19 protein-coding genes and 1 pseudogene are annotated in these 21,125 nt (G+C 72.0%); 10 read left to right on the plus strand and 10 right to left on the minus strand.

What is annotated here, in order from left to right; genetic code table 11:
• Positions 1–521: 521 nt before the first annotated feature.
• Both AL2_RS27780 and AL2_RS27785 read left to right on the plus strand, forming a co-directional pair.
• Complete coding sequence (locus tag AL2_RS27780) at positions 522–1,034, plus strand: hypothetical protein (RefSeq protein WP_157438411.1); 513 nt, start codon at positions 522–524, stop codon at positions 1,032–1,034.
• 614 nt (positions 1,035–1,648) lie between these two features.
• Complete coding sequence (locus tag AL2_RS27785) at positions 1,649–2,305, plus strand: hypothetical protein (RefSeq protein ID WP_067638637.1); 657 nt, start codon at positions 1,649–1,651, stop codon at positions 2,303–2,305.
• 95 nt (positions 2,306–2,400) lie between these two features.
• On the opposite strand, the pseudogene AL2_RS27790 reads toward AL2_RS27785, so the two are convergent.
• The 4 genes and pseudogenes from AL2_RS27790 to AL2_RS27805 all read right to left on the minus strand — a co-directional run.
• Positions 2,401–2,793, minus strand: a pseudogene (locus AL2_RS27790) (thiamine pyrophosphate-dependent enzyme); the annotation flags it as partial.
• 45 nt (positions 2,794–2,838) lie between these two features.
• Entirely contained in the window at positions 2,839–3,777 is a 939-nt protein-coding gene (locus tag AL2_RS27795) for a TIGR03621 family F420-dependent LLM class oxidoreductase (RefSeq protein ID WP_067638641.1), read from the minus strand.
• 136 nt (positions 3,778–3,913) lie between these two features.
• The gene (locus AL2_RS27800) at positions 3,914–4,462 is read right to left on the minus strand and encodes a GNAT family N-acetyltransferase (RefSeq protein WP_067638643.1); all 549 of its coding nucleotides are present in this window, start codon (positions 4,460–4,462) and stop codon (positions 3,914–3,916) included.
• Positions 4,462–5,526 (minus strand): phosphotransferase family protein, encoded by a 1,065-nt coding sequence (locus AL2_RS27805; protein ID WP_312032855.1) that lies wholly within the window; start codon positions 5,524–5,526, stop codon positions 4,462–4,464. Before AL2_RS27805 ends, AL2_RS27800 begins: the two co-directional genes overlap by 1 nt.
• 106 nt (positions 5,527–5,632) lie before the next feature.
• On the opposite strand from AL2_RS27805, the gene AL2_RS27810 reads away from it, so the two are divergent.
• The 3 genes from AL2_RS27810 to AL2_RS27820 all read left to right on the plus strand — a co-directional run bounded on the left by AL2_RS27810 (position 5,633) and on the right by AL2_RS27820 (position 8,023).
• The gene (locus AL2_RS27810; RefSeq protein ID WP_067638645.1) at positions 5,633–6,925 is read left to right on the plus strand and encodes an acyl-CoA dehydrogenase family protein; all 1,293 of its coding nucleotides are present in this window, start codon (positions 5,633–5,635) and stop codon (positions 6,923–6,925) included.
• A complete protein-coding gene (locus AL2_RS27815) occupies positions 6,918–7,589 on the plus strand; it encodes a TetR/AcrR family transcriptional regulator (RefSeq protein ID WP_067638647.1) in 672 nt (223 codons plus the stop codon). The genes AL2_RS27810 and AL2_RS27815 overlap by 8 nt, the downstream gene beginning before the upstream one ends.
• A gap of 71 nt (positions 7,590–7,660) precedes the next feature.
• Positions 7,661–8,023, plus strand: coding sequence for a VOC family protein (locus AL2_RS27820; RefSeq protein WP_067638649.1), 363 nt, complete (start codon positions 7,661–7,663; stop codon positions 8,021–8,023).
• Positions 8,024–8,163: 140 nt separating this feature from the next.
• Here the strand turns inward: AL2_RS27820 and AL2_RS27825 are convergent, their stop codons facing one another.
• Positions 8,164–8,976, minus strand: a complete 813-nt coding sequence (locus tag AL2_RS27825; RefSeq protein ID WP_067638651.1) for a PIG-L family deacetylase — start codon at positions 8,974–8,976, stop codon at positions 8,164–8,166.
• A gap of 55 nt (positions 8,977–9,031) precedes the next feature.
• A complete protein-coding gene (locus AL2_RS27830) occupies positions 9,032–9,886 on the minus strand; it encodes a class II glutamine amidotransferase (protein ID WP_067638653.1) in 855 nt (284 codons plus the stop codon).
• A 93-nt stretch (positions 9,887–9,979) separates the two neighbouring features.
• Between AL2_RS27830 and AL2_RS27835 the strand changes: the two genes are divergently transcribed.
• The 3 genes from AL2_RS27835 (at position 9,980) to AL2_RS27845 (ending at position 12,435) form a co-directional block, all read left to right on the plus strand.
• Entirely contained in the window at positions 9,980–10,480 is a 501-nt protein-coding gene (locus tag AL2_RS27835) for an HAD domain-containing protein (RefSeq protein WP_067638655.1), read from the plus strand.
• Positions 10,481–10,580: 100 nt separating this feature from the next.
• The gene (locus AL2_RS27840; protein WP_067638660.1) at positions 10,581–11,588 is read left to right on the plus strand and encodes a methyltransferase; all 1,008 of its coding nucleotides are present in this window, start codon (positions 10,581–10,583) and stop codon (positions 11,586–11,588) included.
• Between the two features lie 85 nt (positions 11,589–11,673).
• Positions 11,674–12,435, plus strand: coding sequence for an SDR family NAD(P)-dependent oxidoreductase (locus tag AL2_RS27845; RefSeq protein ID WP_067638662.1), 762 nt, complete (start codon positions 11,674–11,676; stop codon positions 12,433–12,435).
• Between the two features lie 3 nt (positions 12,436–12,438).
• On the opposite strand, the gene AL2_RS27850 is transcribed toward AL2_RS27845, so the two are convergent.
• Complete coding sequence (locus tag AL2_RS27850) at positions 12,439–13,065, minus strand: NUDIX hydrolase (RefSeq protein WP_067638664.1); 627 nt, start codon at positions 13,063–13,065, stop codon at positions 12,439–12,441.
• Positions 13,062–13,901 carry a helix-turn-helix domain-containing protein gene (locus AL2_RS27855; RefSeq protein ID WP_067638666.1) on the minus strand — a complete coding sequence of 280 codons (840 nt, stop codon included), beginning with the start codon at positions 13,899–13,901 and terminating at the stop codon, positions 13,062–13,064. Before AL2_RS27855 ends, AL2_RS27850 begins: the two co-directional genes overlap by 4 nt.
• A gap of 77 nt (positions 13,902–13,978) precedes the next feature.
• On the opposite strand from AL2_RS27855, the gene AL2_RS27860 reads away from it, so the two are divergent.
• Together AL2_RS27860 and gltX are read left to right on the plus strand one after the other, a co-directional pair.
• Positions 13,979–14,575, plus strand: coding sequence for a TIGR03086 family metal-binding protein (locus AL2_RS27860; RefSeq protein ID WP_245666991.1), 597 nt, complete (start codon positions 13,979–13,981; stop codon positions 14,573–14,575).
• 77 nt (positions 14,576–14,652) lie between these two features.
• Complete coding sequence (gltX, locus tag AL2_RS27865; RefSeq protein WP_083946967.1) at positions 14,653–16,053, plus strand: glutamate--tRNA ligase; 1,401 nt, start codon at positions 14,653–14,655, stop codon at positions 16,051–16,053.
• Between the two features lie 53 nt (positions 16,054–16,106).
• Here the strand turns inward: gltX and AL2_RS27870 are convergent, their stop codons facing one another.
• Positions 16,107–16,766: a response regulator gene (locus tag AL2_RS27870; RefSeq protein ID WP_157438412.1), complete on the minus strand. Its 660-nt coding sequence runs from the start codon at positions 16,764–16,766 to the stop codon at positions 16,107–16,109.
• 82 nt (positions 16,767–16,848) lie between these two features.
• Complete coding sequence (locus AL2_RS27875; RefSeq protein WP_067638675.1) at positions 16,849–21,075, minus strand: hybrid sensor histidine kinase/response regulator; 4,227 nt, start codon at positions 21,073–21,075, stop codon at positions 16,849–16,851.
• Positions 21,076–21,125 lie beyond the last annotated feature (50 nt).

The raw sequence follows: 21,125 nt of genomic DNA on the forward strand, positions 1-21,125 counted from the left end.
TGGCCACCGACAATGCCCAGCGTCCCCAGCTCTGTGTCAGGGATCACGAGGGCGATCACGAGGGCGACGGTCCTGGCACTGTTGGCCACGGAACGCACGGCCGGGCAAGAGATCGTTTTCGGCGGGACCGGAGGGGAGGTTCGGGCCGCGCCCCGGCGCCTGCCACCTGTTCGCCGGAGAGGAGACGGCCTCGGTCCCGTGCGCGGCCGTGTTCTGCGCCACAGAACCGGACGAGCCGGGAATCGGCTGCGTGGCCGGGGAGGCACGCACCGTGCAGGCCGCCCAGGAGCGACTGGTCGGCGGCCGGGACCGGCCGTGCGCATCTGCGCTGGTCAGCCCGTTCTGGAGTCTCGGCGAGGGCGGGATGGAGCGCCCCGGGAACGATCGACGGGCGCAGGCGTTACGGGGTGATAATTCTTGAAATGCACGTGCATCAGCTCTTGCACCTGCACGCCATCCCTAGCAGGATGATCCACGGACCCCCGCACGTGAACTCCCCGGAGATCGCGATGAACGCACACTTGAGTGACAGTGACCGACAGGCGCTGCGCCTGGCCCAGGATCTCCGCGAGGAGATGCGGGCGGCACTTCCGCAGCTGCCGGCCCCTTCGGTCTCCCCGTTCGTCGACCAGTCCGGGATGCCCAGCGTCCTGCTGAAGATGGACGCCGACACCGCCCACGCGCTCATGGCCCTGCTGGCCGAGCGCCGTGCGGGGCAGGGCGGCCATCCCGGCCCCGAGCCGCGCCGGGCCGATGGCTCCCACGTCCCGCCGCCCGTGGCCCAGGCCGTTCCGGCGGCGCAGGGCCCGATCGTGGCGGCCGGCCCGTACGGCGAGCCCGCCTACGCGGGCCCCGAGTACCCGGCACCCGGTTATCCGGCGCCCGGTTACCCCTCGCCCGAGTACGCGGGCCCCGAGTACCCGGCGCCCGGTTACGCGGACGCCCCGTACGTCCCGCAGCAGCCGGGCGCTCCGGTCTTCACCGGCGGCACCGGGCCGACGCCCCTCGTGCCGACGGTCTACCCGACGCACTGACGAGGCTTTACCTTCCCTAGGGCGGCAGCTGGAATGTCCGTTGGGGTCCAGGTGTTCTTTACGCTGTCGTGGTAATGCTGTGGACCTCCGGTCAGGCGATCCGCGGCCCTCTGCCCGGCCTCGGGCCGGCACCCGAGAGAACGATCTACCTGGGCAAAGGTAAAGAAAACCCGAGTTTGGCGAAAGCGCGGTAATGCCGGATATAGTCAAGCTCAGGTTCGGGTCAACGAACCCTTGACCTGGCCAATCGCATAGCCGTCGCCTCCCGCCCGCCAGGCGGGATCCCTGCCGAATCGCGGTCGCATCCATGCACCGGCCGCGCACCGGGTCGGGCCACTGAGCCCCCGGTCGGCATCTCTTCCGCTTCATTGAAGCCCGTGTCTCACGCACGTCCGAGAGCGTTCGTGCGCGACTGAGCGCGGGCGCGGTCCGCCATGCCCGTGGACCGTTCCAAGCGGGCCCTTCCCCGCGGCGGCAAATCCCGAGTCCCGAGTCTCGGAGTCGCTCACCCCTGCCCGGAAACGGCACATCGCCGACCGGCGCGGGACAGCCCGGCGCGAAACATCAGCGCCGTCGGCGGAGCGGCAGCCCTGTACCCCGAACGAAGGAAATCCATGCAGCAGCGAGCGATCAACGTCGTCCTGACCGGCGTCACCGGTACCGCCCTCGCGGGCATGCTGGTGGCCGGCGTCGCAGCCGCCAGTGATGACTCCGCTCCGGAAAAGCAGTTCCTGTCGCAGCAGGCCGTGGCCTCGCAGGAGCACAAGGCCTCCCCTGACCGCGCGCTGAAGGACGGCGCCAAGATCGGCAAGAGTGCGGCGAAGGCCGACTCCAAGGCCGGCAAGGCCGACACCAAGCGCGAGAAGAGGGGCCCGAAGACCCTCCTCAGCGGCAAGACCACCGCGTCCTACTTCTGGGACGACGGGTCCGGCGTGAACGGCGACACCGGCGCCCCGGCCGGCGGCAAGCCGATGCAGAAGGGGCTGTTCGCCAGCCCGAGCTGGCCCATGCACACCAAGGTCAAGGTCAGCTACGACGGCCGCAGCGTCACCGGCTTCGTCGGCGACCGCGGTCCCGGCGAGCCCTCGCACCGGGGCGTCATGCTCGACCTCGACACCTACACCTTCCGCTACCTGCTGGACGGCGGGAAGCCGAAGAGCAAGTACAACGCCGGTACAGGCGAAGGCCACCTGAAGAACGTCAAGTGGGAGGTCCTCTCCTGGGGCGGCGGCGCCGGCAAGAAGGGCGCGCCCCGGCCCTTCGGGTCCTGACCCGGATCATCACAGACCCGGCACAGGGCTGCCGGTGCATGGAGAACGGGGATTCCCCGGGATCGCGAGATCACCGGGGAATCCCCGTTTTCGGCTCATCCGCCGCTCCCCGCGCCGTGCCCGGCGATCGGGGCCTCGATGAGGAGGGGTGCGGCCAGGTCCCCGACCCCGGCGACCGCGTCCCGCAGCTCGGCCGCCGAACCGGCGCGCAGCGCCTCGATGCCGAACGCCCGCGCGGCGCTCCGCCAGTCGATCGCCGGCGGAGCGAGGTCCATGCCGACGTAGCGGCCGTGCTCGGCGGACGGTCCGCCACCCTCGTCGAGGGTGTCCTTGAGCGTCCGGTACTCCCCGTTGTTCATGACGACGAACGCGACGGGGACCTCGTACCGGGCCGCGCTACAGAGGCCCTGCACGCCGAACATCGCGCATCCGTCGCCGAGCACCGCGACGACCGGGCGGTCCGGGACCGCCATCCGGGTGCCGACCGCTGCGCAGGTCGCATGCTCGCCGCATGTCCTCCGTACCGGCGGCGTCTAGGCGGCCAGCAGCGGAATGACGGGAGCGAACTCCTCCATGCAGGCGTCCGGGACCTGGTAGTAGGTGAATCCGTAGCGGTCGCGGCGGTCGAGCATCTGCTCGGCGATGTGCTCGGGCGGGCCGACGAACTGGGACGGCATGTCCAGGACGAGATCGGCCGACGCCGCCCCCCAGCCGCGCGTCACCGCGACCTGGGCGGCGACGCCGCGCGGGTGGGGGCCGAACGTGGGCGTCACCATCATGCTCAGCTCGATGTCCCGTTCCCCTGCGGCTTCCCGTACCCAGTCCACTTTGCGGGCGATGGTGTCCGGCAGCCGCTCGGTCACCTCGCCGGAGATCGTCCCTTCGGGAAGGGCGCGGGGGAGGATGCCCACGGTGTCGGCGAGCCGCCCGGCGATGCCGAGCATGCGCCTGCTGCCGGCGCCGACGGCGAGGGGCGGGCGCCGGCCGGGACGCGGGAACACCGTGAGCCCGTCGATCCGGTAGTGCTCCCCGGCGAACGAGGTTTTCTCGCCGTCCAGGAGGCTCCGCAGGATGCGCAGCGACTCCTCCAGGCGGCCGACCCGCGTCCCCGCCGCGTCGAAGGGCATCCCGGCGGCCTCGTACTCCTCGCGCAGCCAGCCCGCGCCGATGCCCAGCTCGAACCGCCCGCCCGACAGGTGGTCGAGGGTGGCGGCCTCGTTGGCGAGCAGCACCGGGTGCCGGTAGTCGTTGGCGAGGACCATCGTGCCCAGCCGCAGCGCGCCGGTGGCGGACGCGGCGGACGCCAGCGCCACCATCGGGGCGAGCTGGTCGCCGAACGGCTCGGCGACGAAGTGGTCCCGCAATGTCAGGACGTCATATCCGAGTTCTTCGGCGCGGCGCGCGGTACCGGCCAGGTCGGCGCCCGACCGGATCGACTCGCCCACGACACCGAAGCGGAAGTTCCTTGGCATGGCCCGATCCTGCCCGCGTACCGGGCGGGTCCGCTGGCAGGAATCCGACGTGAGCGTCGACCGGCGGAACGAGGCGAGCGGCTCGGTCGCCGTCCGTGCGGCGTAAGGGCGTCACCGACTGCCCCGTTCGCACCGGTCATTCTCCAGGCTGCGTCCCGCCGCCCGGTTTTTCAACCTCTGCGGGCTCCACCTGCTGAAACAGCAGCTGTCCCGGCCAGTCGCCGACCGTGAACTCCGCGGCGGGCTCGAACCCGTTGCGCCGGTAGTACTCGACGAGCCGCCGGTCGTCGCCGCGGTAGCAGTCGACGCGCAGGAGATCGACGTCTTTCGCCCGTGCCTCGTCCTTCGCCTTGGCGATGAGCGCGCTGCCCACACCGTGCCCGGCGGACGCGCGGTCGGTCACCAGCAGGGTGATGTAGAGCTCCGGCTCGTCGATCGGGTCGACGTAGCGCGGCGGGCGGGAGGAGACCGCCATGGCCCCGGCGGGACGGCCGTCCACCTCGGCCACCCAGATCTCGTCGTCGCGGGCGATGCCGTTGATCCGCTCCACCCTGCGCGGATCGTCCGACCACGGCTCGCTGCCCCACTGCCCCGTCCGGCCCTCCGCCGCGAGCCACGCGACGGCGCCGTCCAGCATCGCCAGCAGCAGCGGCGCGTCGCCGGGGCCGCCCCTGCGGATCTCCATCACGACTCGATGAAGCCGTGGGCGCGCTGGAACAGGCCCAGCGTGATCGTGTGCAGCAGGTCGCCGGTCTCCTTCGGGGCCTTCCCGGCGAACGCGCGGGCGTGCGTGCCCTCCAGGACGATGCCGAGCTTGAAGCAGGCGAGCACCGCGTACCAGGTGATGGACGACAGGTCGCGGCCCGCGACGGCGTCCGCGCGCTCGGCGTAGGCGGTGACGAGTTCGTCCGCCGCCGGGAGGCCGCCCGCGGTGCCCAGCGGACCGGCCAGCGCGGCGCTCTGGTCCTCGCGGTCCGGCCAGGTGGCCAGCAGCCAGCCGAGGTCCAGCAGCGGGTCGCCGATCGTGCACATCTCCCAGTCGACGATCGCGGCGACCTCGGGGCCGTCGAAGGAGTACATGAGGTTGGCCAGGTGGTAGTCGCCGTGCAGGATTCCCGCCCGCCACACCTTGGGACGGTTGTCCTCCAGCCAGCGGGCGACGTCGTCCAGGCCCGGGATGTCGGGGCCCGGATAGCCGTCCAGTGAGCTGTAGGAGTCCAGTTCGGACATCCAGCGGCCCACCTGCCGCTCCAGGAACCCCTCGGGCTTGCCGAAGTCACCCAGGCCGACGGCCTCGTGGTCGACCGCGCCCAGCGCCGACAGCGCGCGGGCCGCGTTCAGGCCCATCTCCCGCCGGACGGACGCGTCGCCCGCGTGCGTCCCAGGGAGCGCGACCGTGGCGTTGAAGCCGTCGACCGGTGTCATCAGGTAGAAGACCGCGCCGGCCAGCACCGTCTCGTCCGGGCAGGCCGCGATGAGGCGCGGCGCCGGGACGTCGGTGCCGTCGAGGGCCGCCAGCACGCGGGCCTCGCGGCGCAGGACGTCGTTCGTCCTCGCGCGCAGGTGGCCCGGCCCGCGCCGCAGCACGTACTCGCGGCCGCCCCGGCGGAACCGGATCAGCGTGTTCTGCGTGCCGCCGGCGAGGAGCACGACGTCCTCGAATGGGCCGGGCGGCAGGCCCTCGCCGTCCATCCACCCGGCGAGGACGCCGAAGTCCACGAGGGCGCGGTCGATCTGCTCAGGCTGCACGGCGGGTCCCTTTCCGGCACAAGGTCAACCGGAGAGTAACAGTCATGCACTTGCATTACTTACTGAGGTAGGCCGATTATCGGGGAAACGACGCAGGAGGCTCGCCATGGCTTGGGACTTCGAGACCGACCTCGACTACCAGGAACTCCTCGACTGGGCGGACGCCTTCGTCCGGGACGAGGTCGAGCCGCTCGACCTCGTGCTCGGCGACCCGTACGACAAGACCGATCCCCGCTACAAGCGGCTCGTCCGCCCCCTGCAGGACCGGGTGCGCGACAAGGGCCTCTGGGCGTGCCACCTCGGCCCCGAACTCGGCGGCCAGGGATACGGCCAGGTGAAACTGGCCCTGCTGAACGAGATCCTCGGACGATCCAGGTGGGCGCCGTCGGTGTTCGGCTGCCAGGCGCCCGACTCCGGCAACGCGGAGATCATCGCCCACTTCGGCACGCCCGGGCAGAAGGAGCGCTACCTGCGGCCGCTGCTGGACGGCGAGATCTCCTCGTCCTACTCGATGACCGAGCCGCACGGGGGAGCGGACCCCACGCTGTTCACCACGCGGGCCGTCCGCGACGGGGACGGCTGGGTCATCAACGGCGAGAAGTGGTTCTCCTCGAACGCCCGCCACGCGACGTTCCTGATCGTGATGGCCGTGACGAACCCTGATGTGTCGGCATACCAGGGCATGTCGATGTTCATCGTGCCGGCCGACGCGCCGGGCCTGACCACCGTCCGGAACGTCGGCGTCGGCGGTGAGCGCGAGGGCTCGCACGGCTACCTGCGCTACGAGGACGTCCGCGTCCCGGCCGAGAACCTCCTCGGCGACGAGGGCGGCGCGTTCGCCATCGCGCAGACCCGGCTCGGCGGCGGCCGCATCCACCACGCCATGCGGACGATCGCGCAGGTCCGCAAGGCGTTCGACATGATGCTGGAGCGGGCCGTCTCCCGGCAGACCCGGTTCGGGCCGCTCGCCAAGATGCAGATGACCCGCGAGAAGATCGCCGACAGCTGGATCGAGATCGAGCAGTTCCGGCTGCTCGTCCTGCGCACCGCCTGGCTGATCGACAAGCACAAGGACTACAAGAAGGTCCGCAAGGACATCGCCGCGGTCAAGGCCGCGATGCCGAAGGTCTACCACGATGTCGCGCAGCGGGCGATGCACCTGCACGGCGCTCTCGGGGTGTCGAACGAGATGCCGTTCGCGGGCATGCTCCTCGCCGCCGAGGCGCTCGGCATCGCCGACGGCCCCACCGAAGTCCACAAGATCACCCTGGCCAGGCAGCTGCTGCGCGACGTCGAGCCCGTCGAGGGCCTGTGGCCGTCCGGCCACCTGCCCACCCGCCGGGAGGCGGCCCGCGAGCGCTTCGCCGAGGCGCTGGAGCTCGCGATCGGCGATGAGTGACACCCGCGAACGCCTGCTGGACGCCGCCGAGGCCCTCTACGCCGCGCGCGGCGTGGACACCGTCAGCCTCCGGGAGATCCTCCAGGAGGCCGGCGCCCGCAACGCCACGGCCGTCCAGTACCACTTCGGGGACCGCGCGGGGATCCTCCGTGCGATCTTCGCGCGGCACGCCCCCGACGTGGAGGCCCGCCGGCACGCCCTGCTCGACGCCTACGAGGACGGCGAGCAGGGCGTCCGGCCGCTGGCGGAGGCCCTCGTCCGGCCGCTCGCCGCGCGCCTCGCCGACGCGTCGGGCCGCGCCTACCTGCAGATATGGGCGGACGTCGTGAACCGCCCGAACCCCCTCGTGCCGGTCGCCGTGCTGGACGACCCGTCGGAGGCGGCCTCCGGGGGAGCGGCGCCCGAGGCGCGCCCCGACAGCCTCTGCCGCTGGCGCGCCCTCGTCGAACCTCTGCTGGAGGAGGACGCGGCACGCCTGCACCGCCGCTTCACGGCCATCCTGTACGCGTCGATCGAGCTGGCCCGCCGCGCCCGCTCCGGCCCCCGCACCGACGACCGCCTGTTCACCAGCTACCTGATCGACGTCGTCGCCGCGATCCTCGGCGCCCCGGTCTCGCCCGAGACCCGCCGTCTCGCCGCCGAACGCGACGCCGCCCGCCGCTGAGGTCACATTCGTCCAAGACGCGCGGATCCGCCCGCCGCACACTGGGCATGTCAGACCCCAGGGAGGACGATATGACGAGCGAGATCCGCCGGACCTTCTACCCGCTGATCAAGGCCGCCGACCCGGCGCGGACGATGGCGTGGCTGGAGGAGGCGTTCGGCTTCACCGAGATCGCGGCCCACAAGGACGACACCGGGAAGATCGTCCACGCCGAGATGCGCTTCGACACCGGGCTCATCATGCTGGGCGCCGCCGAGACCCCCGCGGCGGCGGTCTACGTGGCGGTCGACGATCCCGACGCCCACCACGACCGGGCGAAGGCCGCCGGCGCCGAGATCTTCCGGCCGCTCACCGACCAGGACTACGGCTCCCGCGACTACGCGGCCCGCGACCCCGACGGCAACGAGTGGTACTTCGGCACCTACCGCCCCTGACCCGCCCCGCCGCCCGGCGCCGACCCCCGCCGCCGCGCTCGGCGCCGACGAGGCGGCGCTGGCGCTGCGCCTGGAGCGGGCCGGGTTCGGATACCTGCTGCGGGAGGACGTCCTCGGCCGCTATCGGGCGCGGCGGCGCGCTACCTGAGGCCGGCGAAGAGGTCGTCCTCCTGGTCGGGCGCCTCGATGCGGCAGAAGTGCCGGACGAACGACTCGAACGAGAACGCCGCCCGCTGCATCTCCTCCGGCATCCGCAGCAGGAAGATGTTCTCACCCTGGCTGGCGTGCGCCTCCAGGGCCTTGCGCTTGGCGTCCACGTGCGCGGACACCTCCACCATGCTGGTGATCAGCTCGTCGGGGGTGCCGAAGTCGTCCGGCGGGTCGAAGTCGATCTCCACGCCCGCTTCCCGGACGGCGTCGAACATCTGCTTGATACCCGAGCGGGGAATGGCGGTGTAGTACAGCTTGTCGGGCACGCCGCTCTTCTCGGCGGCGGCCAGCGCGATGCGGTGGGCCTGGATGTGGTCCGGATGCCCGTAGCCGCCGTTCTCGTCATAGGTGACGACGACCTGCGGGCGGTAGCGCTCCATCAGCTCGGCCAGCCGCCCGGCTGACTCGTCGAGGGGGACGTTCGCGAAGGCGCGCGGGTCGTCGTTGGCCGACCAGCCGTCCATGCCGGAGTCGCGGTAGCCGAGCAGCTCCAGATGGCCGATGCCGAGCAGGCCGGCCGACTCGCGCAGCTCGCCGAGGCGGCGCCGCGCGACCTCCTCGGCGTCGTGCCCGGGCTCGCCGGGTTTCACGCCGCCGGAGTCGTCGCCCTGCTCGCCGTTGGTGCAGGTGACCAGCACCGTCCGGATGCCCTCGGCGGCGCTGCGGGCGAGCAGCCCGCCGGTTCCGAGCACCTCGTCGTCCGGGTGGGCGTGGACGGCCATCAGCGTGAGTTCGTGCGTCATCCGGTTCCTCCAGGGGGTTCCGGTCGTCCACCCTACGTCCCGGAACCGGAGTCGATCAGGTCTGGGACGTGGACTCCGCAGCGGAGAGGCCGGCGTGCGTCAGCGGCCGCGCCGGCGGGTCGAAGGGGAAGTGCGAGGACGTCTTCGAGCCGTCCACGATGAGCAGCTCGCCGGGTGCGAGGAGCCGCCAGCCCGGGTCGTCGTCCATGCGTTCGCTGGCCACCACGTGCGCGCGGCACGGCTCCCGATGCGACGCCACCTGCACGCGGCCGGGCTCGCGGTCGGACGCCAGGTCCCGGGCGTCGCCGGGGTCGCCCAGCTCCGGCTGGTTCACCCAGAGCTCGTGGGTCTCCGGATAGCGCAGCGCCCACAGCCGGCCCGACTCGGCCAGCAGGACGTTGAGGGCGAAGACCGGCAGTTCGGCGGCGATGCGCCGGATGGCCGCGATCAGCCCGGTGGTGGTGTCGCCGTGCCGCCGGATCTCCGCCGTGACGTAGGCGAAGACGAGCTCGGAGTCGGTCTGTCCCTGCATCAGCGCCCGGTCGACGTCGGTGAGCCACGAATCGAGGACGTCGAGGCCGTGCACCACGCCGTTGTGGGCGAACAGCCGGTCGTCCATGACGAACGGGTGCGAGTTGTGCACGTCGACCTCGCCCGTCGACGCGTAGCGGACGTGGGAGACGTACGTGTGCGACACGACGTTGCGCGCCTCGGCGTTGAAGTCGGCGTCCTGGAACGCGGCGATGGGCGCGCGGTCGCGGACGGGCTCCTCGCCCAGCGAGAACCAGCCGAGGCCCGTCCCGTCCGGCATGCGGCGGCTCTGCAGGCTCAGGCTGGCCGGCGCGTCCACCAGCCAGAACGTGGCGCGGACGCGCGGCCCGCCGGTCGTCATACCGAACAGTCGGCACATGACCGGAGGATGCCCGGCAGAACGCCCGATAAGACTCGGCCGCCAAGAAATGACCTTCGACGGCGGGACCCTTGATGACGTACCGTCCGGTGTATGGGGTCGCCTGTGGTGCTGCTGGACGTAGACGGAGTTCTCAATCCTTTTGAAAGGCCCCATCGCGGTTTCAAACGCCACGAGTGCTCGCCGAACGGCACGGTGTTCAAGCTCTGGCTCAATCGGGCGCACGGGCCGTCGCTCCTCGAACTCGCCGAGTCCACCGGCGCCGAGCTGGCCTGGGCGAGCTACTGGTGCGACCACGCCAACGAGTGGATCGCGCCCAGGGTCGGGCTGCCGGAACTGCCGTTCGTCCCGATCCCGCGGTTCCCGGGCAGCGAGGAGGGCCGCACCCTCGGCGCCTGGAAGGCCCGGCACGTGGCCGCGTGGGCGGAGGGCCGCCCGTTCGTCTGGTTCGAGGACGAGCCCGACGCCACCGAGTGCATCGCCGGCGAGCCGAACGTCGCCGACCACCTCCTCGTGGAGATCGACCCGCTGACCGGCCTGACCGACGATCACCTCGACATCGCCGCGACCTGGCTCCGCGCCCGCACCCGCTGACCGCGCCCGCTGACCGCGCCCGGCCGGAAGGTTCCATTCGTCCAAGACCGCGGACGGCGCGGCTCCGTAGCGTCAGGAGCGACGGAGAGGGGAGCCGACGATGTCGAGATCACCGCTGCTGGACCTGGCGTTCGGATACATGCCGGCGCAGATGATCCATGTGGCCGCCGAGACGGGGCTGGCCGACGCCCTGGCGGGCGGCCCGAGGTCGAGCGAGGAGCTGGCGGAGGCGACCGGCACGCATGCGCCGTCCCTGCACCGGCTCCTGCGCGGCCTGGTCACCTTGGGCGCCGTGGAGCAGAAGGAGCGGGACCTGTTCGCGCTGACCGACGAAGGGCAGCGCCTGCGCGCGGACGCGCCCGACTCCATCCGAGCGCTGATCAGGCTGTTCTGCGGCCCGGACGTGTGGCGGACGTGGGGCGACATGACCGAGACACTGCGCACGGGGGAGTACGCGTGGAAACGCGTGACCGGCAGGACGTCGTTCGAGTACTTCGAGTCCGACCCGGAGCTGTCGGCGACGTTCAACGAGGCGATGGCCGAGCACACCCGCGCGGTCGCGCCGGGGATCCTCAAGGCCCACGACTTCTCCCGCTACGGGACGGTCGCGGACCTCGGCGGCGGCGACGGCACGCTGCTCGCCGCGATCCTGCGCGCGCACCCGGGCCCGCGCGGTCTGCTGTTCGACCTGCCCGCCGGCCTCGCCGCCGCGCCCGGCACGCTGGACGACGTGGCCGGCCGGGCCGAGATCGTCCCGGGTGACTTCTTCGAGTCCGTTCCCGGCGGCGCCGACGCCTACGTCCTCAAGAGCGTCCTGCACGACTGGAGCGACGAGAAGGCCGCCGCCATCCTGCGGAACGTCCGTGCGGCGATGCGTTCGGACGCACGCCTGCTGATCCTGGAGCAGGTGATGCCGGAGATGGTCACCCCGGAAACGGCGGGCATCGTCCGCAACGACCTGAACATGCTCGTCTCGACGGGCGGGCGCGAACGCACCGAGGCCGGGTTCCGGGACCTGCTGGACGCGACCGGGTTCACCGGCGTCTCGTTCACCGGACCCCTGCCGCCCTCGGCGTACCACCTCATCGAGGCGGGACCGGCGAGCTAGCGCACCGGCAGGGGCCGCTTACGCCGGAGACCCGCGAACATGCAGGATGGGACCGTCGTAAGCGACCCCTGACGAAGGAGTGCCCATGAGTTCTCTCGCCGGCCGCACGGCCCTGGTCACCGGAGGCGGCCGCGGGATCGGCCGCGCCGTCGCGCTCGCCTTGGCCGCCGACGGGGCGCGCGTGGGGATCGCCTACCGGCGGGACCACGAAGCCGCCCGCAAGACCGTCGCCGACATCGAGGCCGCGGGCGTGGAGGGCCGCGCGTTCCGTGCCTCGGTCGACAGCGTGGACGAGTGCCGCGGCCTGGCCGCGCAGGTGGCGGAGGAACTCGGCGCCCTGGACATCCTCGTGCACAGCGCGGGGATCGCCAGCCGCGGCGACAGCGTCGCCGACACCGACCCCGCGGAGCTGGAGCGGGTCGTCCGCGTGCACGCGCTCGGGCCGCACCACCTCAGCCAGGCGCTGCTGCCGCTGCTGCGCCGCGCCGGACGCAGCGACGTCGTGTTCGTGTCCAGCGTGATCACCGACCTCATGCCGCCGTTCGGCGGCCCCTACGCGATGGGCAAGGCGGCCATGGAGGCGCTGGCGCAGGTCCTCGCCAAGGAGGAGCGCGGCAACGGCATGCACGTCAACGTGGTCGCGCCCGGCCTCGTCGACACCGACATGGGGCGCCGCCTCGTCCGCGCGACGGCCGGCGTCGAGGACATCCGGCAGCAGGACGCCGCGTCCCCCTACGGGCACGTGTGCTCGCCCGAGGAGGTCGCCGACGTGGTCCGGTTCCTCGTCTCGGACGGCGCGTCCTACCTCACCGGGCAGCGCGTCGTCGTCGACGGCGGGACCTTCTGACGGTCAGCGGCGGGTCCAGTCGGGCTGGAGGAAGTCGGCGACCCTGGCGTCCCGCCCGAACAGCACCACCTCGCGGAACTGCCACAGCATCGCGCCGGTCGGCGCGTGGACGCGCCAGTTCGGGCCGAGCCACATCTGCAGGAGGGTCCCGCCGCCCGGCTGCGCGACCCACTTCGGGGTCGCGTCGTCCGCCAGCTTCCGCAGGGTGGTGTGGTGGACGGAGTGGACCTCGTCCGGGCTCGGCACCAGCGGGCCCGGATCGTCCAGCACCACCACGACGGGCGTGATCGCGAAGCCCGAGGTGGCGGGGAAGTCGTCGAGCCGGCCGAGGACGTCCGCGGACCCGGCGGCCAGGCCGATCTCCTCGTGCAGCTCCCGCAGCGCCGCCTCCTCGGGCGTCTCGCCGGGCTCCAGGCGCCCGCCCGGCAGCCCCCACTGGCCCGCGTTCCGCCCCCGGTGGGCGCGCTTGATCAGGATCACCGACGGGACGCCGCCGTGCTCCACCGCGCACAGCACGACCCCGGCGCGGCGCAGGCCGGGCTCGTCCGGGACGGTCGTGTGCTCGAACGAGGCGAGCCGCCCGGCCGCCAGCGCGCGGAAGGCGGCCAGATCATCGAGGGGGGCGGTCATCCCTCGATAGTGCCAGGGCCCGCCTCGCGGGCGTACCGCGCGGGTGGCGTCCCCACCGCCGCGGTGAAGTCGCGGGTGAAGTGCGCCTGGTCGGCGTAGCCGAGCTCGGCGGCCAGCCCCGCCCACTCCACCCGGACGCCGGACGCCGCCCGCTCGGCGGCCTCCTGCATCCGGAACCGGCGGATCACCCACTTCGGGCCGATCCCGACGTACTCGTGGAACAGGCGCTGCAGGCTGCGCGCGGTGAGCCCCACCTCGGCGGCCAGCTCGTCCACCCGCGCGAGGCCCGGCCGCGCCGCGATCCGCGCGACGATCGCGGCGGCCCGCTCGACGGACGGATCGGGTTCGCGCGGCACTCCGGCGAGGGCCGCCTCCAGGTGCCGTACCGCCTCCACGTCGTCGGCCAACGCGAAGATCTCGCCGGCGAGGGCGAGGCCCGAGGCGCCGAACACCTCGTCCACACCCGCGAACCGGCCGGTGAGGGTGGAGACGGGAGCGTCCATGAACGGCCTGAACCCGCCCGGCCGGAAAGCCGCGCCCACCACGCGGCCCTCGTCGTAGATCTCCTCGACGAAGTCGTCCCGCACGACGCCGACGATCCGCGCCCGCGTGGTCCCCGCGGTCAGATAACTGGTGAAGGACACATGGACGGACGGCCGCGTGAGCACCTGCTGCCGGTGCGGCGGCCTGCCCCGCAGATCCCACCGCAGCACCCAGAAGTGCTCCACGAACGGCGCGAGCGCCGGACCCGGCGCGATCCGCTCCACCCGGAACCGCTCCAGGCCGGTCCGCGCCCGCAGGATGCCCCGCGTCCCCTCGGGTAGGGGTCGTTCCATCGGTTCAGGCTAGCGGTGTCGCGTTTCTTCAAGACCGGCACGGGAGCCCGTTCTAACGTGACCGTATGGTCGAACAGATGAGCGAGGAAAAGATCATGGATATCCGGAGCCGGATGCTTCCCGCCGCGGAGGCCGCGGCGCGGATCGTCCTGGAGATCCCCGCGGTGAAGATGGACGCGCCGACCCCGTGCCCCGAGTGGGACGTGCGGGGACTGGTCAACCACCTGATCCTTTGGAACGGGCGGGGCGAGGCCGCCGCGCGCAGGACGCCGGTCACCGGCCCGGGGGAGGACCACGACTTCACCGCCGAGCCGCGCTGGGCCGAGCGGTTCGAGGAGCAGGCCCGCAAGACCGCCGAGGCGTGGCAGGACCCGGCGGCGTGGGAGGGCAACACCAGCCTCACCGGCAACAAGGAGGGGATGCCCGCCGAGTTCGTCGCCGGGATCGTCTTCGGTGAATGCGTCGTGCACGGCTGGGACCTCGCCGCCGCGACCGGACGTGAGCCCGGCTTCCCGCCCGAGGTCGTCCAGGCCGCCTGGGAGCAGATCGTCCCGACGGCGGAGATGAGCCGGCAGTACGGCGCATTCGGCCCCGAGGTCCGGGTGCCGGAGGACGCGCCGCTGCTCGACCGCGTCCTCGGGATGGCCGGCCGCGACCCGCACTGGAAGCCCTGAATCCCGGGCGCCCCGAATCCGGCCGCGGCGCGCGGGTCCCGGCGCGAGCGGGGGCCCGCGCGCTCTACCCTTGAGGCATGTCTTCGAGCTCTCCGATCCGCGTACGCTTCGCCCCGTCACCCACCGGCATGTTCCATGTCGGCGGCGCCCGCTCGGCGCTGTTCAACTGGGTGATGGCCGCCCAGTCGGGCGGGACGCTGGTGCTGCGCATCGAGGACACCGACGCCTCCCGCAACAGCCCCGAATGGACCGAGGGCATCATCCGCGCGCTCGCCTGGCTCGGGATGGACGGCGAGCAGTACGAGGGCCCCTACTTCCAGTCCGCCAACGCCGACAAGCACGCCGACGCCGCGCAGCGGCTCCGGGACGCCGGCCGCGCCTACTACTGCGACTGCGGCCGCGAGGCGATCGTCGCCCGCACCGGCGACCAGCACAAGGGCTACGACGGCTTCTGCCGCGACCGCGGCCTGGAGCCCGGCTCCGGCCGCGCCCTCCGCTTCCGCACCCCCGACGAGGGCCAGACCACCGTCGTCGACCTGCTGCGCGGCAAGCCCGTCTTCGAGAACGCGGTCCTGGAGGACTTCGTCATCGCCCGCGCCGACGGCTCGGTCACGTTCCTGCTGGCCAACGCGGTCGACGACATGAGCCAGGGCATCACCCACGTGGTGCGCGGCGAGGAGCACCTGTCCAACGCGCCCAAGCAGCAGCTGCTGTGGGAGGCGCTCGGCGGCGAGCCGCCCGTCTGGGCGCACATCCCCGTCATCGTGAACGAGAAGCGGCAGAAGCTGTCCAAGCGCCGCGACAAGGTCGCGCTGGAGGACTACCGCGAGGAGGGCTACCTCGCCGAGGCCACGCGCAACTACCTGATGCTGCTCGGCTGGGCCCCCTCCGGCGACCGCGAGATCGTCCCCTGGGACGTGATCGTCGAGGAGTTCCGCATCGAGGACGTCAACAGTTCGCCCGCGTTCTTCGACGTCAAGAAGCTCCGCGCCATCAACGGCGAGTACATCCGGGCGCTGCCCGCCGAGAAGTTCATCGCCGAATGCCTGCCCTTCCTGCAGCGGGCCCCGTTCGACGTGGACGTCGCGGTGTTCGCCGAGCTGGCCCCGCTCGCCCAGACCCGGGTCGCGCTGCTGTCGGAGATCGTCCAGATGATCGACTTCGCGTTCCTGGACGAGCCGCCGTCCGACGAGCAGTCCTGGAACAAGGCGATGAAGGAGCCCGCCGCCGCGATCCTCGCCGCCGCCGAGGCCGCCTACCGGGACGCCCCCTGGAACGCCGCCGAGCTGAAGGACCGGCTGGAGCGCATCGGCGCCGAGCACGGCCTCAAACTCGGCAAGACGCAGGCGCCCGTCCGCGTCGCCGTCACCGGCCGCACCGTCGGCCTGCCGCTGTTCGAGTCCCTGGAGATCCTCGGCCGCGACCGCACCCTGACCCGCATCGCCGCAGCGAGGGCCCGCCTCGAAGCGTCGTCCTGACCTGAGGGTCCGCGCCCGGCTCCGCGCCGGGCGCGGCTCAGGCGGGCGCGGGCTCAGGCGGGCGGGGCCTCTTCCTCGTCCAGTGCCTCTTCGCCGTCCAGTGCCCGGCGGAGGTCGGTGAGGCGCCGGGCCAGTTCTTCGTAGTCGTCGCGGCGGGCGGGCGGGAGATGCTTGCCGACCGCCTCCGCCTGCTCCACCACCGACGTCAGCCGGGCGCGGGCCTGGTCGAGCGCGTCGGCGCCGGGGCGCTCGCTCAGGAGCGTCTGCTGCTCGCGGAGCAGAGCGGCCTGCTCCCGCAGCAGCGCCGTCTGGTCGCGGAGCTGCTTGTTCTTCGTGTGCAGCTCCACGAACACCGACACCTTGGCGCGCAGCACCCACGGGTCGAACGGCTTGGAGATGAAGTCGACCGCGCCCGCCGCGTAGCCGCGGAACGCGTAGTCGGGATCGCTGTTCACCGCCGTGAGGAAGATGATCGGCAGATCCCGGGTCTTCTTGCGGCGCTTGATGTCGCGGGCCGTCTCGAAACCGTCCATGCCCGGCATGACGACGTCCAGCAGGATGACCGCGTACTCGTCGGTCAGCAGCGCCTTCAACGCGTCCTCACCGGACCGCGCCCGGACGAGGTCCTGGTCGAGCGAGCTGAGGATGGCCTCAAGCGCGATCAGGTTCTCCTCGCGGTCGTCCACGAGCAGGATCTTCGCCTTGTCGTCCACGCGCGCCTCTCCGATTCCGGTCCCCGCCATCGCCGGCCGAACGCATCCCGCGGCGACCCCGCCGCCGGGGCGCCCCCTCTCCTCAGCGGACGATGGAGGGTTGCAGCCAGTTCCGCATGACGTCAAGGAGATGGTCCACGTCAACGGGCTTCGGCACATAGTCCGACGCGCCGGAGTCGAGGCTCTTCTCCCGGTCGCCCTTCATCACCTTGGCCGTGATGACGATGATCGGCAACTCGGCGAACTGGGGCATCTCCCTGATCGCGGCCGTGGTCGCGTACCCGTCGAGGCCCGGCATCATGACGTCCATCAGGACGACCGCGACGTCCGGGTTGCGGTGCAGCACGTCGATTCCGGCCTGCCCGTCCTCGGCGTAGAGGACCTCCATCCCGTAGCCCTCAAGGACGCTGGTGAGCGCGAACACGTTCCGGACGTCGTCGTCGACGATCAGCACCTTGCGGCCCGACAGGACGGTGTCGAGGAGGTCCGCGGGCGGCTCCTCGATCAGGCCGTTCAGCGCGGGCTCCGGCTCCGTGGCCGGCGGACGCTGCTCCACGGACAGGCCGTTCTCCGCGGACGGCGCGGACTTGCGCGCCATGCCGCCGTTCCCCCGCCCGCCGCCCGCGGGAAGCGCGCCCCTCGGCGCAGCGGCCGGCTGCTCCGGCGGCACCGGACGCCGCCGCTCCTCGCGCTCGTTGTACTGGGCGGGCAGGTAGAGCGTGAACACGCTGCCCCGGCCCGGCTGGCTCTCCGCGTGGATCTCCCCGCCGAGCAGCCGCGCGATGTTCCGGCTGATCGACAGGCCGAGCCCGGTGCCGCCGTAGCGGCGGCTCGTGGTCCCGTCGGCCTGCTGGAACGGCTCGAAGATCTCCTGCAGCTTGTCCGCGCTGACCCCGATCCCGGTGTCGATCACCCGGAACGCGATCACGTCCGGGGTGTTCCACAGCGCGGGCAGCGTGAAGTCGATGTCGCCGGCCCGCTCGATCAGCAGCCGCACCTCGCCCTCGGCGGTGAACTTCACCGCGTTCGACAGCAGGTTCCGCAGCACCTGCTGCAGCCGCTGCTCGTCGGTGTTGAGCACGGCCGGGACGTCCGGCGCGACCTCCACGCCGAACTGCAGGCCCTTGTCGACCGACAGCGGGCGGAACGTCGCCTCCACGTAGTCGACCAGCCCCGACACCGACAGCCGCTGCGGGTGGGCCTCCATCTTCCCGGCCTCGACCTTCGCCAGGTCCAGGATGTCGTTGATCAGCACCAGCAGGTCGGTGCCGGACTCGTGGATCGTCCGCGCGAACTCCACCTGCTTGCCGGTGAGGTTGCCGTCCTGGTTCTCCGACAGCAGCTTGGCCAGCACCAGCAGACTGTTCAGCGGCGTGCGCAGCTCGTGCGACATGTTCGCCAGGAACTCCGACTTGTACCGCGAGGAGATCGCCAGCTGCTCGGCGCGCTCCTCCAGCGTCCGCCGAGCCTGCTCGATCTGGAAGTTCTGGATCTCGATCGCGCGGTTCTGCTGGGCCAGCAGCGCCGCCTTCTCCTCCAGCTCGGTGTTGGAGTGCCGCAGCTCGCCCTGCTGGCGCTGCAGCTCGTCCGACCGCTCCTGCAGCTCCTGCGCCAGCCGCTGCGACTCGCCGAGCAGCGCCTCGGTCCGCGCGTTGGCGCGGATCGCGTTCAGCGTCACCCCGATCGTCTCGATCAGCTGGCTGAAGAACGCCAGGTGGACGTCGGTGAACCGGCCGAACGAGGCCAGCTCGATCGCGCCGAGCACCTCGTCCTCGAACACGATCGGCAGCACGATGATGTTGACCGGGGACGCCTCGCCCAGCCCGGACCCGATCTTGACGTAGTCGGGGGGCGCGTCCGCGATCAGCAGCGGCCGGCGCTCCTGCGCCGCCTGCCCGACCAGGCCCTCGCCCGGCGCGAACCGGACCGCGCCGGCCCGGCTGCGGCGCGTCCCGTACCCGGCGATCAGCGCCAGCTCGGGCTCCTCGCCGGTCTTGTCGGCGAGGTAGAACGCGCCGTACTGGGCGCTCGCCGTCGGGGTCAGCTCCCGCATGATCAGCTCGGCGACCTGCAGCAGGTCCCGGTGGCCCTGCATGAGCCCGCCGATCCGCGCCAGGTTGGTCTTGAGCCAGTCCTGCTCCTCGGTGGCGCGGGTCGTCTCGCGGAGCGTCGCGACCATCAGGTTGACGTTGTCGCTCAGCTCGGCGACCTCGCCGCGCGCCTCCACGGTGATCGTCCGGGTCAGGTCGCCGCTGGCGACCGCGCTCGCGACCGCGCCGATGGCGCGGACCTGGGTGGTGAGGTTGCCGGCCAGCTCGTTGACGCTCTCGGTCAGCCTCTTCCAGGTGCCGGACACGCCCTCGACCTCGGCCTGCCCGCCGAGGCGCCCCTCGCTGCCCACCTCGCGGGCGACGCGGGTGACCTCGGACGCGAACGACGACAGCGTGTCCACCATCGTGTTCAGCGTCGTCTTCAGCTCCAGGATCTCGCCCTGCGCGTCGACGTCGATGCGGCGCGTCAGGTCGCCGGTCGCGACCGCGGTCGCGACCTGGGAGATGTTGCGGACCTGGTAGGTCAGGTTGGACGCCATGCCGTTGACGTTGTCGGTCAGGTCCTTCCACATGCCGCCGGCGCCCGGCACGAGCGCCTGCCCGCCGAGGCGCCCCTCCGTGCCGACCTCGCGGGCGACGCGGCTGACCTCGGACGCGAACGACGACAGCGTGTCCACCATCGTGTTCAAGGTGTCCTTGAGCTGCAGGATCTCGCCCCGCGCGTCCACCTCGATCTTGCGCGTCAGGTCGCCCTGCGCGACCGCGGTCGTCACCTGCGCGATCCCGCGCACCTGGTTGGTCAGGTTGTTCGCCATCGCGTTGACGTTGTCGGTCAGGTCCAGCCACACGCCGCCGGCGCCGGGCACGACCGCCTGGCCGCCGAGGCGCCCCTCGCTGCCGACCTCGCGCGCGACGCGCGTCACCTCCGACGCGAAGGCCGACAGCGTGTCGACCATCCCGTTCACGGTGTCCTTCAGCTCCAGGATCTCGCCCTGCGCGTCGACCGTGATCTTCTTGCCCAGGTCGCCCTCGGCGACGGCGGTGGTGACCTGCGCGATGTTGCGGACCTGGAAGGTCAGGTTGGACGCCATGCCGTTGACGTTGCTGGTCAGGTCCTTCCAGACGCCGCTCACGCCCGGGACCCGTGCCTGGCCGCCGAGGCGCCCCTCGGTGCCGACCTCGCGGGCCACGCGGGTGACCTCGTCCGCGAACGCCGACAGCGTGTCGACCATCGTGTTCAGCGTGTTCTTGAGCTGCAGGATCTCGCCCTGCGCGTCGACCGTGATCTTCTTGCCCAGGTCGCCGTCGGCGACGGCGGTGGTGACCTGCGCGATGTTGCGGACCTGGTTGGTCAGGTTGTTCGCCATCGCGTTGACGTTGTCGGTCAGGTCCTTCCAGACGCCGCTGACGCCCCGCACGTTCGCCTGCCCGCCGAGCTGCCCCTCGGTGCCGACCTCGCGGGCGACGCGGGTGACCTCGTCCGCGAACGCCGACAGCTGGTCGACCATCGTGTTCACGGTGAGCTTCAGCTCCTGCAGCTCACCGCTCGCCTCCACCGTCACCTTGCGGGTCAGGTCGCCCTTCACCACCGCCGTGGTGACCTCCGCGATGTCGCGGACCTGCGATGTCAGCCGCGAGGCCATCACGTTCACCGACGCCGTCACGTCCCGCCAGCGGCCCGTCATGCCGCGCGCCGGCGCCTGCCCGCCGAGCCGGCCCTCGGTGCCGACCTCCCGGGCGAACTGGGTGACCTCCCAGGTGAACTGGTCGAGCAGCTCCACCATGCCGTTGACCGACTTGGCCATCCGCAGCAGCTCGCCGCGCATCGGCCTGCCGCGCACCCGCAGCTCCACCCGCTGACTCAGGTCCCCGGCCGCCACCGCCTCGACCACCCGGTGCATCCCGGTGGCCAGATCGGTGAGCTTGTCGATGATCGCGTTGGCGTCCTCGGCGGCGGTCGCCCACGTCCCGCGCAGCGTGCCCGGCGTCAGCCGCCCGCGCAGCTTCCCCTCCCGGCCGATCTCCTGCCGGACGCGGCTCAGCCCCGCGGCGAGGTCCTGCCCGTTCTGCCGGATCTCCTCCAGGATCGCCGCGGCCTCCGCCACGGCGCCCTCGCCCGGGACGTCCAGCTCCTGCTTCGCCCTGCCGTCCCGCACGGCCACGAGTGCCTTCAGCAGCGGTGCGAGGTCGGCGTCGCTGTAGCGCGGGGCGGTGTCGCGGTACCCGCCGGGACGGGCACGTGACGCGGTACGCGGCATTCTCTTCATCCTCCTGGCCCGCGATCGTCGAACATCCGGATACCACGGAC

Origin of the sequence: Actinomadura latina NBRC 106108 (genome assembly GCF_001552195.1) — a bacterium.
Lineage (GTDB): Bacteria > Actinomycetota > Actinomycetes > Streptosporangiales > Streptosporangiaceae > Spirillospora > Spirillospora latina.